This window comes from Flavobacterium suzhouense (assembly GCF_042684765.1).
GTDB lineage: Bacteria > Bacteroidota > Bacteroidia > Flavobacteriales > Flavobacteriaceae > Flavobacterium > Flavobacterium suzhouense.
In genome coordinates, this window is record NZ_JBHUMD010000007.1 from 213924 (window position 1) to 228767 (window position 14844).

Here is a 14844-nt window from a genome sequence, read left to right on the forward strand (position 1 = left end):
TATAGATGTTTATTTGGTTCGTATTGTTTTCGTTACCGCAATTGCGTCTGACGCTCCTCCTGCCTGTAACTCAATTGTGCCTTTTTCAAGCTCGAATTTCTGGGTTTTAGTATTCCAGTATTCCAGGTCAGCCGCACGCAGTTGCAAAGCAACAGTTTTAGTCTCACCGGCTTTCAGAAGTACACGTTTAAAGGCTTTAAGCTCTTTTATAGGACGCTCTACCTTTGAGTCGGTATGTTTTACATACAGTTGTACCACTTCTTCACCGTCACGGTTTCCGGTGTTGGTAACTGTTACATTTACAATAAGGGTTTCACCTTTTGCAATAGCTTCTTTTTCTACTTCTATTCCTTTGTATCCAAAGGTAGTATAGCTCAGGCCGTGGCCAAAGGCATACAGTGGTTTACCTTTAAAGTACATATAGGTGCGCCCGTTACGGATGTTATAATCCAGTAGTTCCGGTAAATCCGAAATATCCTTAACCCATGTCTGGGATAATCTTCCTGCCGGATTGTAATCGCCAAAAAGCACATCGGCAAGGGCATTACCTAATTCCTGGCTGTTGTGCGTCATGTGAACAATAGCCGGAACGTGCTCTTGTGTCCAGTTGATGGCAAACGGAAAACTGCTCATCAGTACAACTACAGTATTAGGGTTCGCCTGATGCACTACCTTAATAAGGTCTTCATATTCTAACGTAATCGACTGTCGGTCTACCGATTCTTTACCGTCACTCGGTACAGGGCATTGCGCCCAGCCCGCATTACACCATGGGTGGTTTCCTGCAATAACAATAGCAATATCAGCTTCCTTAGCAAGTTTGGCTGCTTTACCGTCTATGTTGTTCAGGGCATAGGTAATCTCAATATTTTCTCCTGCTTTGGCTTTAATGCCTGCCAGTGCTGAAACGGTATAAGGTGGAGTTCCGCTATACCAGTCCAATATTACCTGATCGGCACGCGGACCAATAACAGCAATTTTCTTCACTTTTTTTCGGTCTATAGGAAGCAGGTTCTTAGCAGGGTCATTCTTTAAAAGTACGATTGACTTTTGAGTTGCTTCCAATGCCAGTTTTTTGTGGGTATCGGTAGTCCACGGATCAACTGCATTTTTGTCAAGGCCAATGTTAGCATACGGATTTTGTTCCGGAGCGTCCAGCATACCAAGCTTTAGCATAATGCGATAGTCGCCACGCAGTACTTCATCAATCTCTTTTTCTTTCAGGTAACCATTGGCAACAGCACCATATACAGCATCCACATATTCGTCAAGAAACTGGTTTATACCGGCCTTTAAAGCTGCTGCTGCACCAAGGTATTTGTCTTTATAATATTTGTGATCAGACAGCAAAAGCGTAAATGCGCCACCATCGGTACAGATGATACCATTCTGTCCCCATTCTTTTACGGTGATGTCTTTCAGCATTGGGTGTACCATTGCCGGGATACCGTTCACTTTATTATAAGCGGCCATGTAAGCACGCGATCCGCCTTCCTGAACTCCCATCCTGAACGGTACAGAATAATATTCCTTCCATAATCTTTCGTCAAAATCAGATGAGGTATAGCTGCGTCCGTCTTCGTTACTGTTGGCTAAAAAGTGCTTCATGAGTGAAGCGGTTTGCCAATATTTTGAGTGATTGCCCTGTAATCCTTTTACAAAAGCAACAGTAAGAGAACCTGTCAAAAATGCATCTTCGCCATAGCTTTCTTCAGTGCGTCCCCAACGTGGGTCACGGGCCAGGTCGGCATTAGGAGCCCGAACCACGAGTCCGCCTCGGTTATATTTCTGGTAAGCAAAACGCGTTTCGATAGCCTCAACGTTGGCAACTTTCTGCAACAGTTCAGTATCCCAGGTCTCGCCAAGGCCATACGCCTGTGGGAAAGTTGTAGTAGGCAACGGTTCTTTATTCTTGCCACCCCATTCTCCCGGAGGGCCACCCATAGCAAGGCCATGCAGCCCTTCTACGTGTCCGGTACCTTTAACGCCAAGACGCGGCACCGATGGATTTGTACTCAGTGCCTGTATCTTTTCATCCAGTGTCATAAGCGACAGCAGGTTATCAATACGTTTTTCCGTGTCCTGGCCCGGGTTTTGGAAAGGGTACTGATAACTTTTTTGCTGTGCCGATAATGATGCCGCTACCAATAACACTATGTATAGTGCATACTGTTTCATGGCTTATAGTTTTTTAAAGCGTACAGCTGTACCTCCAGATATTGGCAGCATTAGTGTAAGCTTATCTTTGGCAGTAACCACTTTAGTAGTAATGGCTACAGCACTTGGGTTATGTGTCATGTCTGTGCCCGGAGCATCGGCATAAATTTGTGCCTCATATTTAGCATTCGGGTCAAGGAAAGACAACTGAACGTTCAGGTTACGGGCATCTTCGTTAGTGATGCTACCCAGGTACCAGTCGCCGCTGTTGCGGTCTTTACGTACTGTAGTTACAAATTTGCCTATCTGTCCCTGAATGATTTTTGTGTCTTCCCAGTCGGTAGGTACATCTTTAAGGAACTGAAGTTCTGCTTTACCTTCATAGTTTTCCGGTAGGTCGGCAAGCATTTGTATTGGCGAATATAGCACTACATATAGTGCTAATTGTTTTGCTGCAGTAGTATGAACTCTTCTGTTGTTAAAGCCCATTTTTTCTTCCACATCAATTACACCCGGCGTAAAATCCATTGGGCCGGCAAGCATACGCGTAAATGGCAGGATGGTTTCATGACTTGGCGGGTTACCCTCGCTCCATGCGTTGTATTCCATACCTCTTGCACCTTCGCGCGCCATCATGTTAGGGTAGGTGCGACGTTCTCCGGTATCTTTTATTGGTTCATGAAAGTTCACGGCAAGACCGTATTGTGCTGCTTTCTCTAACACATAACGGTAGTAACGCACACCAAACTGACCGTGGTGCCATTCTTTCATATTCAGTTTAGAACCTACCTGACCTATTTTAATATTATGAATTCCCAGTCTTTTATAAAGGGCAAAACCTTCGTCAATCTCTTTCAGATAGTTAATAAGGTTTGATCCGGTTTCGTGATAACCAATAATCTGTACATCTTTTTTATTACCATATTCAACTACCTTATCAAGGTCAAAGTTGTCGGCATTCTTAGTGAAACTGAACATGTGCATTTTGTTCTCATACCACGCCGGAGTCCAGCCTTTGTTCCATCCTTCTATAAGCAGGTATTTAAAACCTTCTTTAGACGTAAAGTCAATATATTGCTCGGCGTGTTTAGTGGTTGCCCCCTGTTTTTCACCTTCCCAAAACGTAAATTTGCTAATGTGCATACCCCACCAAATTCCTAAGTATTTGAATGGATGAACATACGAAAGGTCTTTTAGTTTATTTGGCTCGTTAAGGTTCAGGATAAGGTATGACTCAATAAGGTCGCCCGGTTTTTCACCAATCTGGATAGTTCTCCACGATGAGGTAAAACCACCTTTGTAACGTGCTTTAATACCATCTGCCCACGGCACAAGGTCAGACTTCAGGTTAGCATCCGTAGTGTGTTCCATAACCATACTTGGCCAGTCGGTAAGATTGGCTTCGTGGAAGCTGATCACATTATTCTTGTTCTCAATAGTAAGCGGAGTGTGCACTTTATTAAGTGTGCTCACTGCCGATTTGGTAAACAGGTACTCGTAACGGTTTTCCTGATAGGCAGGAATCCACCATGCCTGTCCATCCTCTTTAAGGTTAAATGTAGTTGCCTCGTCCATAACGAAGATACTGTCTTTAACACCCTGTTCAGGGAATACATAGCGGAAAGCTACACCATCATCAAACGCACGGAACTGTATTTCCAGTTTACGTTTGTTCTTATCCTTACTGTTTAGTTTAACAATAAGTTCGTTGTAATTGTTGCGGATGTTTTTCTTTTCACCCCAAACCTGAGTCCAGGTATCGTCGTGTGTTGAGGTTTTTACATCGGCAATCTCAAAGTTTTTGGTAAGGTCGTCGTTTTTCAGCATAAACCCCATAGCCGATTGAGTGATAACTTCATCTTTACCATGTTTTACGGCATAGGTAGGCGCATTGTTTACTAGTGCAAAGTTTATGGTGTTCTTTCCTCCCGGAGAGCTAAGTTCGTAGTTGTTCTTTTTCGCCTGAGCATTTCCGGTAAGGGATGCAACTAAAAGGGCAGGCAGTATAAGTTTTTTAATTGTCATAATAGTAGCTTGTAGCGGTTAAGCTTTAAAAATCCGGGAACCGGAAGTCAAAACGGTTCCCGGAGAGTTTAAAGAACTAACCCAAATAACACAAAATTTATTTTATCCATTCCGTTTTAAAGGAAGTTTTTCCGTTTAGCGGATTTTGTCCAAGGTTAAAGCTGCTGCCCGATTTAGAAACAGTAACTGTTTGTACCTTGTCACCACCCGGTAGGTAAACCTTACCTGAAGCTGTTGTGGTAGCGTCGGCTGCATATACTTTTAGCGTAAGCTTGCTCCAGTCCATATCCTGAGTTGATTGTGCCAGGCCAATGTGCGGCAGTGCAGTACCGTCTTTAACCAATACTACGATAGGAATATCGCCCGCTTTGATTTTATGCCATCCGCCCTGATATACTTTTTTAGTCTGGTAATCTATCCATGTTCCCGCAGGAAGGTAAACGTCCCTTTCGGTAACTTCTTCAAATAATGGAGCAACAAGCAGGTCTGAACCAAACATATACTGGTTGTCAATTAACCATGCTCCCGGATCGTTAGGAAATTCTACAAACAGCGCACGCATCATCGGCAGTCCTTTTTCAGAACTTTCTTTTGCCTGAGCATAGATGTATGGCATAAGTTCGTAACGCATGTTGTCGGCAGCGCGGTATCCTTTAAGGAAATCTTCGCTAAATAACCACGGCTCTCTTGGTGGCTCACCGTGGCTACGCACATGAGAGGTAAGCATACCAAACGGAGTCCATCTTCTGTATAATGCTTCCGGCGATTTAGTTGCAAATCCACCCAAATCGTGGCTCCAGAAACTGAAACCTGATAATCCTAATGAAAGTCCGCCTCTAAGCGTAGCTGCCATAGCACCGTTGTTGGTCTCGGCATCACCACCCCAATGCAGTGGGTAACGCTGGCTACCTGCCCATGTGCTTCGTGCCCATATTAGTGTATAACCTTTTTCGCGTTGTGTAACTTCGGCAACAGCCTTGTTATAACGCAAAGGGTACAGGTTGTGCTCATAATAACCGGTACGCCCGCTGTGGTATAATCCTTCAGACGGTGCCGCTTCTCCAAAGTCAACTTTGAAAACGCCTACACCCTGATCGAACAGGTGTTTCAGTTTGCCCTGGTACCATTTTACAGTTTCAGGGTTAGAGAAATCCAGTACCGCATCTTCATACGGCAGGTTTCCTTTTTTATCTTTTACAGCAAGGCCGTTGTTTACGATCTCACTGAATAAAGTATTTTTAGGTGTGAAGTATGGCAACTGCCAAAGGCATACGTTAAAGCCGTCCTTTTTCATGTCCGATATCATTTTTGTAGGGTTTTCAAAACGTTTTGAAGCAAACTCATAGTTGTTTCTCCAGTCTACATCAAACCACCCTGTATCAAAGTGAATAACATCACTTGGTATTTTGTATTTGCGAAGGTTTTTAGCAACCTCACGGCCTTCTTTTTCAGAGAAATAGGTAATACGGCTCATCCAAAGACCGAATGACCAAAGTGGTGGCATGGCGGCCTTGCCTGTAAGGTCGGTATATTCATCAAGGATGTCTTTTGGCTCTCCAATGAATACAAACAGGTCGGCAACATCATCACCTATCATCATTTTGTTAGCGCTGGCGTAGTATTTACCAAAGTCAACCGTAATAGGAGCAGACGTATGCATAAATACACCATAACCGCGTGAACTCATGTAGAAAGGAATAGGCTTATACATGGTTTCGTTCTGAACGCCATTGGCATCATCCGTCCACATAATTACTTTCTGTCCACGTTTGTTGAATTGTGTAAATGACTCACCACAACCAAAGATCTTTTCGTCCGGCTCAAGCCCAAATACAGGTGCTACACTGCGCGAATAATCGCTGTTCTTTCTTACGAAAGCAAACGGTAGGGTAGGTGTATAGGTATTTTGAAGGTCGTCATTATGCAGTGTCGATGTAAGCAGTTTACCCGACGCATCATATATTTTTACGTGCCACGGTTTGTTTTCAATAACTACTTTACCGTAGTTGCTCACATACTGATGTCCGGTAGCAGTTTTGCTGTATTTCCACCCTTCAGGATGGTTAGGTGCAGTACCGTTTACCAGCATCAGCGATTCTGCCGGTTGGTTAAACTGTGGCCCCGAAGCAGCCACGATTCTTACCGTACGTTCTGATACAAATTGTATACTGAAAGGCAATACAGGAGATGCCTCATATTCTGTAGCAGGAAATTCGTTTGCTTTTTCCGTATCAGGTTTCATCATCATATTGTTGAAGGCCTGACGGGTTTTGTAATTGTAACGAAGGTATTTTACCGTTCCTTTTCCTGTAGCCGGATCAAAAGAGGCCAGCTCGTCGGCAAAATAGAAGGTGTTCAGGTAATCCTCAAAATCTTTGCTAACATCAACCGGATGGTTCAGGATGTTCGCATTCTGAATTTGAGCAGCAGCTTCATGGCTTGCTGCCAGACCCAGGGCCAGGCTAAGGAATGCCGCTGCTAAAGTTGTTTTTTTCATTTTATTATAGATGTTTGTTTATTTGGTTCTTATCTCAATAGTGCTGCTCTTTAAGCCGGCTGCACTCGCTGTAAGTTCTATGGTTCCTGCCTTTTCTGTAGACTGTACAATTACAAGGCATTTACCGTTTAGTGCTGTGTGTTTAGTGCCTTTGTAGGATTCATGGCTTACAGGATCTCCGCTACACACACCAACAATCTTACCTTCGCCCTTTACACTAAAGTTTATCTCATTGTTAGCTGTGGCTGCAAAAACACCATTGGCATCATAAATATCAACCGTTATATAGCTCAGGTCGTTGCCATCAGCATCAATGGTAGTCCTGTCTGCAATAGCTTTTAGTGAAGCAGCTGCGCCCGAAGTTTTTACTTCTCTTTCAAGCACGGTCTTGCCTCCTTTGCGCGAAACAGCTTTTAGTGTTCCAGGTGCATAAGGTACTTTCCACATTACATGAAGATCGTCGCCTTTTTTGCTTTGTTTGCCCAGCGATTTTCCGTTAAGGTAAAGTTCTACTTCATCGGCATGGTTGTAGTATGCCCAAACATCAACCGTTTGGCCTGCTTTCCAGTTCCAGTGCGGAAGTATATGCAGTACATCCTTATCGGTCCACTCGCTTTGGTACATATAGTATACATCTTTCGGAAAGCCCGCAAGGTCTACTATGCCAAAGTAAGAACTGATAGACGGCCACTGGTAAGGAGTAGGTTCACCTATATAATCAAAGCCTGTCCAGATGAACATTCCCGATAGGAAATCGTGCTTTTTCATCACTTTCCATGTTGCTTCGTGGGTAGAGCCCCAGGGTGTCTGGATCTGGTCGTATGCTGAGCAGGTATTACCGGGATTACCTGTAGTTAATGGAATATCCCAACGTTTAGGCCATTGTTTTATCGTGTCCGATTTCTCGTCATAATACCCTCTCGTTTGTAGAGCCGAAGTTGTTTCGGTAGCTATGAAAGGAGTTTTCGGGAAGTTGATCTTGTGGTTGGCATACGTTTGGTGCGCATAGTTATATCCAATAAGGTCCAGTGCCCCTGATCCTGCCAGTGCATTAGGCTGCGCAGCCGTTTCGGTAAATTGGATATTAATATCTCCGTTTACAATAATTGGCGGATTCATCGCAGCTGTTACAGGACGTGTAGTATCCAGTGCTTTTACAATAGCAGCAAGCTCTTTACCAATGCGTGCCCCATTTTCGTTCCATTGTTCCGGTATCTCGTTACCAATGCTCCAGATGAAAACACTAGGGTGATTCCTGTCCCTTAAAATTTGTGCTTCAAGGTCAATTTTATGCCATTTGTCCCATGCAGTACTGTAGTCATATTTGTTCTTTGACTGCTCCCACATATCAAAAGCCTCATCCATTACAATAAAGCCCATTTTGTCGCAAAGGTCAAGCAATTCAGGAGCAGGAGGGTTATGTGAAGTACGAACCCCGTTTACGCCCATATCTTTCATAATCTGAAGCTGGCGTTCAATCGCTCTTGTATTGATTGCAGAGCCTAACGGACCCAAATCGTGATGAAGGCAAACGCCTTTTATCTTCAGTTGTTTTCCGTTAAGGATAAAACCTTTATCAAGATCAAATGTAAAAGAACGTATTCCGAAAGGCGTGCTGTAGCTGTCTGTAACTTCATCGCCGGTCTTAATTTCGGTTATAGCGGTGTAAAGTTCCGGTGCGTCTACATTCCATAGTGCCGGATTGTTTACAGTAGTTTCCTGTTTAATGGTTTTTTCGGTATTAGCCTCAAGCGATATCTTCTGGCTTACCGATGTTACTTCACTATCACCTTTGTACAGGGTAGTGGTAACAGTTGCTTCTTTGGTTGAAGCATATTCATTTTTGATGGTAGTCTGTATGGCTACGATAGCATTTTCGGCAGTTACTTTAGGTGTTGTAACAAAAGTGCCATTTTCGGCTACGTGTAGTTTATCGGTAGTCTGAAGCCATATGTTTCTGTACATACCAGAACCTGAATACCATCTTGAATTGGGTTGCTGGTTTAATACTTTTACCACAATCTCATTTTTGGTATCGCCAAACTTTAAGAAAGGAGTAAGATTATACTCAAAGCCGATATAGCCATTAGGGCGTTTGCCAAGGTAATGACCGTTTATCCATACTTCGCTGTTGCAGTATACCCCATCAAATACTATAGAGGTAACCTTAGTACTGTCGGCTGCGGCAACAGTAAATATTTTTTTGTACCAGCCAAGTCCTCCGTTTAGTGCGCCTCCGCCTATTCCGCCGGGGCTATGCTCGTCAAAACTACCTTCTACGCTCCAGTCGTGCGGTACGTTTAGTGTACGCCATTTGGTAGCGGCAGAAAAGGTGTCTTTGTCAACGGTAGCATCATTAAGATGAAACTGCCAGTCTTTGTTAAAAGATATTTTCCGGTTGTTGTGCTCTTTAGTATCACTGCTGCTGCATGCTGCAAACATTAGCATTCCTGCTGCGGCAATGGTTATAAAGATATATGAGTAAATTTTTTTCATGCTGTTTTTTTGGAAAAAAAGCCGGTAAACACTTTTGGATATGCTTACCGGCAATATGCTTTATTCTTTTGGTTTGAAGTGGAAAACAATCTGGCATTTTCCTTCACCGGTACGGCTCTGATCACGAATAACCGCAAGGCGCATCGAAGTTTCAGTTAGCTCAATTACGTTTAAGGTAGTCCAGTCGCTGCAGTCAGGATGATAATCACCGCCGTAAAGCATCTCTACACCACCATTGAATTTCATTTTGTGTTTGGCGATGTCAAAACTGAAAGTACCTGTTTTAGTTGTTTGAGTATCATCATTTAGTGCAGTTTGCGTTACACTAACGTTATAAGCCCCATCAAGGTCAAACGTCATTTCTCCCCAGTTTTTGTCGGCCATTGCCCAGCTTGCCTCGGCATAAGTTGGTAACCAGCTCCACGCATCAGAACCTGATGGGTTATAAGGATAGTCAAGACCTGCCCATCCAATTGGGCCACTCATATCTACTACCCATGTTTTACCTTCAACTTTTTTAGAAAGCATTTCCCATTCAGGAGCAGTAAAATAGCTTTCATTAGTGTTTTCAAGTGTAATGCTTACAGGCTCTGCCGGCACGGCACCACCTTTACTATATGCAGTAAAGAAAACATCATACGTTCCTTTAAAAGGAAACATAACTTTTGCCTCATTCAGGTTGCTGGTTCCCATAAGGTTACCGGCTGCATCTTTATACTCCCAGTAGGCAATAGTTCCAGGGGTATTGTTCTTCATAGTTACCAGGTTAGTAGCATCAGCTGTAACCGAAATATCAATCTTAGATGCATCAACAGGAGCCGGAAGGCTTTCGTCATCTACTGTAGCTTCGCAGGAAACCAGGCTTCCTATAGCTGTAAAAGCAACGAATAATTTTAGAAACTTTTTCATGATTAATACTTTTTATATTATTAATTCCATCCCGGATTTTGGGTAATTGTTCCGTTAGAAAGCAATACCTGAGACTGTGGAAGTGCGAACCAACCTAATGTTTCCGGTCTGAAACTTGTTTCAAAACCATTAGGCATAGAGGTTGCATCTACAGCTGCTTTAGTGGTATTCATATCCTGACGGATAAGGTCGAACCAACGGTGTCCTTCAAGAGCAAACTCAAGTCTGCGCTCATTCATAATATTAGCTTTGGTAGCAGGGATGCTGCTTGTAGTGTTGCCAAAAGCACGCTCACGAACCCTGTCAAGACAAGCTTGAGCAAAAGCGGCGTTGCTGTCAAGGTTAAGCTCTGCTGCCATAAGTAGCACATCAGAGAAACGGATAACAGGATAATCTTCGTAGTTGTCTATCTGGAAATCACCACCATTGTTTGCTACCTCTGCACTGATAGGACAGAATTTTTTCCATCCGTAACCTGTAAACTGACGTACTCCGGCAGCTACTGCATCATAGTTTAAGCCTTCGGCAGCATAGTCAATAATAGTTGCGTTTCTGCGGATATCGCCATCGCTGTACGCTTCATATAGAGAAGGTGTTACTGTAGCACCACCCCATCCCTGGCCATAAGTACCAAGGTCGCCACCTCTTACAGCAATATTTACTGCAAAACGGTTACCTTCATGCAGGTTCCAGTCAGCGTTACCAGAAGAGTTAAAACGGATAGCAAATACCATTTCAGTATTTCCTTCACCGGCATAAGTTACACCTGATGAAGCTGCTGAAGCAATCCAAAGGCTTCTAAAGTCAGCTACAAGACCATGTCCACTGTTGTTTGCCACATCGTTAATGTAGTTTACAGCTTCTGCTTTGGTAACTACACCCGCAAGATCCGGTTTCTCATAGTAGTCAGTATAGAAAAGGAATGCTTTAGCAAGGTAAGCCTCAGCAGCCCATTTTGTTACACGTCCGTAGTTAGCATTAGAGGGCTGAGAATAATTTTCCGGGCCAAGATTATCTGCTGCAAATTTAAAGTCGTTTGCTATAAGAGCATAAGTAACATCTGCAGTTGCTCTTGGTGTCTGGAATTCATTTGGTTTTAAAGTGTGATCCAATGGAACGATATCACCAAATACTCTCGCTAGCTCAAAATGGAAATGAGCTCTAAGAAAACGTGCTTCTGCCTCATATTGGGTTTTAAGTTCCGGTTGTGTACCCCAGTCTACCTTATCAAGGTTTTCAAGAAGAATGTTAGCCCTGTAAATACCAAGGTAACAGTTTTGCCATATAGGGTTGTTCATTTCCTTGTCGGTAATAAACTGAAAGCGGTCAAGCTCAAGTGCTACGTTACTATCTGCTGTGCCAAAACCACCATAACAATCGTCAGAGGCAGTTTCTGTGTTAAGAAGAAAACCACCGTAACCTTCTCGTTGCAGTACATCATAAACTGCTACAAGTCCCTGTAATGCATCTTTCTGGTTTTTATAGAAGTTGTCTTCCACCTTATCGGTATAAGGCTGGTTGGATATAAAATCGTCAGAACAGGCTGTAACTGCTAGTACTGTCGATAAGCATGCTATTTTAATATATTTTTTCATTTTCAGTGCTTTTTTAGAAGTTAGCGCTTAAACCTAACATATATGTTCTTGGCTGAGGGTAGTAACCTACATCAATACCTTTTGCCCACGATTGGTTTACGTTACCAAAACCAATTTCAGGATCCATACCAGGATATTTTGTAAATGTATACAGGTTGTTGGCTGATACATAAAGTCTTAACTGACTGAATGTTTTGCTTATCTGATCGCTTAGTTTAGCAAGGTCACAACCTAAAGTTACAGTTTTAATCCTGAAGAAATCACCATCCTTAATATAAAGGTCTGAGAACTTAGTGTAGTTACCATTATCTGTAGTACCATAAGTTACCCTTGGAGTACTGTTAGATGTACCTTCGCCTGTCCAACGGTTAAGAACTTCGCTGGTGTAGTTGTAGTAAGGTCTTGAGTAATCGTGAACACCATATGCAATCTGGTTTCCACCTGCACCATACGTATAAACCGAAAGATCGAAAGCTTTATAATTAAGCTGGAAGTTTACACCATAGTAGTAATCAGGGTTGGGATCACCAATCTGGGTTTTATCATCGGCAGTAATCTGTCCGTCACCATTGCGGTCCACAAACTTAACATCTCCCGGAACTGCACCCGGCTGTATAAGCGAACCATCTTTACTGTAAGCGTCAATCTCGGCCTGATTTTGGAAGATACCTGCTGTCTGAAGTCCGTAGAAGTAACCTATAGGCTTGCCTTCCTGAACACGGTTCATCTCATCAAGACCCTGGAATAACAGGTTGCTTTCTCCGTATATAATACCGTTTTGGTTAGCAATACGGGTTACCTCGTTTTTGTTGTGAGAGAAGTTAGCATTTACACTTAATCTCCAGTCTTCGTTAAATGCTTTGTTGTAACTAAGAGCAATCTCGAAACCTTTATTGGTTACGTCACCCCCGTTGATGTATGGAGCCTGGGCACCTGCGATTTCCGGAACAGACGCCTGTACTAACCAGTCTTTTGTCTGTTTGTTGTAGTAATCAAAGCTAAGGTTAAAATCGTTAAACAAAGTAGCGTCGATACCTACGTTGGCTTGCTCAGAAGTTTCCCATTTAAGATCAGGGTTAGATAATGCATCCGGGCTTGCACCTACAAAAAGCGGAATTTCATTAGGACCTGTACCAAAGTGGTAATTTTTGTCGTATGAACTGATTGTAGACATGTAAGCAAAAGTTCTCGGGAACTGGTCATTACCATTTTGTCCCCAGCTACCACGGATTTTTACTTTATTAAGCACTTTAGCATCCTGAGGGAAGAAGTTTTCCTGATCGATATTCCATGCTCCGGAGAATGAAGGGAAGATACCGTATTTGTTATTAGGACCAAATTCTGATGAACCGTCTCTTCTGATGGTAGCAGTTACAATATATTTATTGTCATAGTCATACAGCAGTCGTCCAAATTGTGAATAGATGTTGTATGGTACTTTACCTCCCGAAACAGTGTTTTGTGTCTTATCTGTAGTATTGCTTAGGTAAGCATGGTCAAAGTCATCAAAAATAAGGTTTTTACCTGAACCTGTCTGGAATTCAGAGATACGCTCACGTGCAGAGATACCGGCAAGTACATCTATATTGTGTTTGCCTAAACTCGTTTTGTACTGAAGCGTGTTATCCCATGTCCATGAGTAGTTGTTTGTGGTACCCTGTGTAACTGTCGAGATAGTGTTGTATGACACTGATGACAACTGGTATACCGGAGTAAACGAGCGATAAGTATTATCGCTTACATCAACACCAAATGAAGTTCTGAAAGTAAGTCCTTTGATAAGATCAACTTCTGCAAACAGGTTACCTACATAACGGTTGGTTTTGCTTTCGTTAAAATTAGTATAGTACATTAAACCAACAGGGTTTGTAATATCAGAAGATATATCTGATGAGCCATAGCTTCCGTCAGCGTTGTAAGCAGGGAAGTTAGGAGGAGAGTTCAGAAACCCTCTTATAGAGTTGTTGTAAATACCATCATCGGCAATACCGCTGCTTTTTACTTTTGTATACGTAAAGTTCTCACCAAAGCGGATGTTCTCTCTTATTTTATAAGTACTGTTCATAGTAAAGCTTACACGGTCGTAGTGTGATTGTCCGCTGTTGCTTCCTATCAAACCATCCTGTCCGTAGTAAGAAAGGCCTGAGTTGTAAGTAGCTTTACTGTCTCCACCTGAAACAACAAGTGAGTGGTTTTGTTTCATGGCACCATCGTTAAACAGGTCATCCTGCCAGTCGTGGTTTGTCATGTTGTTGATCTGATCCTGAGTATACATAGGTGCAAGTCCTGAGTTTACACGGGCTTCATTCATAATCGTACCGTACTCTTTAGCAGTAAGCATATCCAGTTTTTTAGCTACTTCCTGAAAACCTGTGTAGCTGTTTAAGGATACATTCATTTTGCCTTCGGCACCTTTTCTTGTAGTTACAAGGATAACACCATTAGCAGCACGTGCACCATAAATAGAAGCTGCGGCAGCATCCTTAAGTACGTCCATCCTTTCAATGATAGACGGGTCAAGGTAACCAATACCGTTATCTACCACAACACCATCTACCACATAAAGCGGCGTGCTGTTACCTGTAGTACCTGTACCACGAATGTTTACTACCATACCTGCACCCGGCTGACCTGATGTAGAGGTAATGTTAACCCCTGATGATTGTCCCTGAAGGGCAGCAGTAGCATCAATGTTATTTGTTTGTTGCAGGTCTTTACCACTTACAACTGTTGTTGCAGCACTCGATACCTTTTTCTTTTGGGTACCATAACCTACAACTACTATCTCGCTAAGTTCGTTAGCTTCCGGTTTTAATGATACCGTAACTGTTGCTTGTCCGTTTACGGCAACTTCTCTTGGGGCATAGCCCACAAAACTAAATACCAATGTTGCATTTGGGCTAACTGCAATCTGGTAATTACCGTCAATGTCGGTAGAGGCACTGTTTGTTGTTCCCTTTTCTATTACACTTACTCCGGGTAATCCAAGGCCGTCATCGGCACCGGTTACCTTACCTTTTACCGTTTGCTGCTGTGCAAAGGCAGCTGTAAAAGCGAGGGTAAACAGAAATGATAAGCAAAAGGTAAACATCCTGTGCGGAATCGTAATTTTACTTTTCATAATTAATTAGAGTGTTTGGTTATTGTTGTTTTTAATCAGGTTCT

At 42.8% G+C, this 14844-nt stretch carries 7 protein-coding genes; all 7 read right to left on the reverse strand.

The window, feature by feature from the left end:
• Positions 1–9: 9 nt before the first annotated feature.
• The gene (locus tag ACFSR3_RS06210) at positions 10–2178 is read right to left on the reverse strand and encodes a glycoside hydrolase family 3 C-terminal domain-containing protein (protein WP_379820195.1); all 2169 of its coding nucleotides are present in this window, start codon (positions 2176–2178) and stop codon (positions 10–12) included.
• A gap of 3 nt (positions 2179–2181) precedes the next feature.
• A complete protein-coding gene (locus ACFSR3_RS06215; RefSeq protein WP_379820196.1) occupies positions 2182–4182 on the reverse strand; it encodes a glycoside hydrolase family 97 protein in 2001 nt (666 codons plus the stop codon).
• A 97-nt stretch (positions 4183–4279) separates the two neighbouring features.
• The gene (locus tag ACFSR3_RS06220) at positions 4280–6679 is read right to left on the reverse strand and encodes a glycoside hydrolase family 31 protein (RefSeq protein ID WP_379820197.1); all 2400 of its coding nucleotides are present in this window, start codon (positions 6677–6679) and stop codon (positions 4280–4282) included.
• Positions 6680–6697: 18 nt separating this feature from the next.
• Entirely contained in the window at positions 6698–9175 is a 2478-nt protein-coding gene (locus tag ACFSR3_RS06225; protein WP_379820198.1) for a glycoside hydrolase family 2 TIM barrel-domain containing protein, read from the reverse strand.
• A gap of 60 nt (positions 9176–9235) precedes the next feature.
• A complete protein-coding gene (locus tag ACFSR3_RS06230) occupies positions 9236–10084 on the reverse strand; it encodes a hypothetical protein (RefSeq protein ID WP_379820199.1) in 849 nt (282 codons plus the stop codon).
• A 20-nt stretch (positions 10085–10104) separates the two neighbouring features.
• Entirely contained in the window at positions 10105–11679 is a 1575-nt protein-coding gene (locus tag ACFSR3_RS06235) for a RagB/SusD family nutrient uptake outer membrane protein (RefSeq protein WP_379820200.1), read from the reverse strand.
• A 13-nt stretch (positions 11680–11692) separates the two neighbouring features.
• The gene (locus ACFSR3_RS06240; protein WP_379820201.1) at positions 11693–14800 is read right to left on the reverse strand and encodes a SusC/RagA family TonB-linked outer membrane protein; all 3108 of its coding nucleotides are present in this window, start codon (positions 14798–14800) and stop codon (positions 11693–11695) included.
• Positions 14801–14844: the final 44 nt, after the last annotated feature.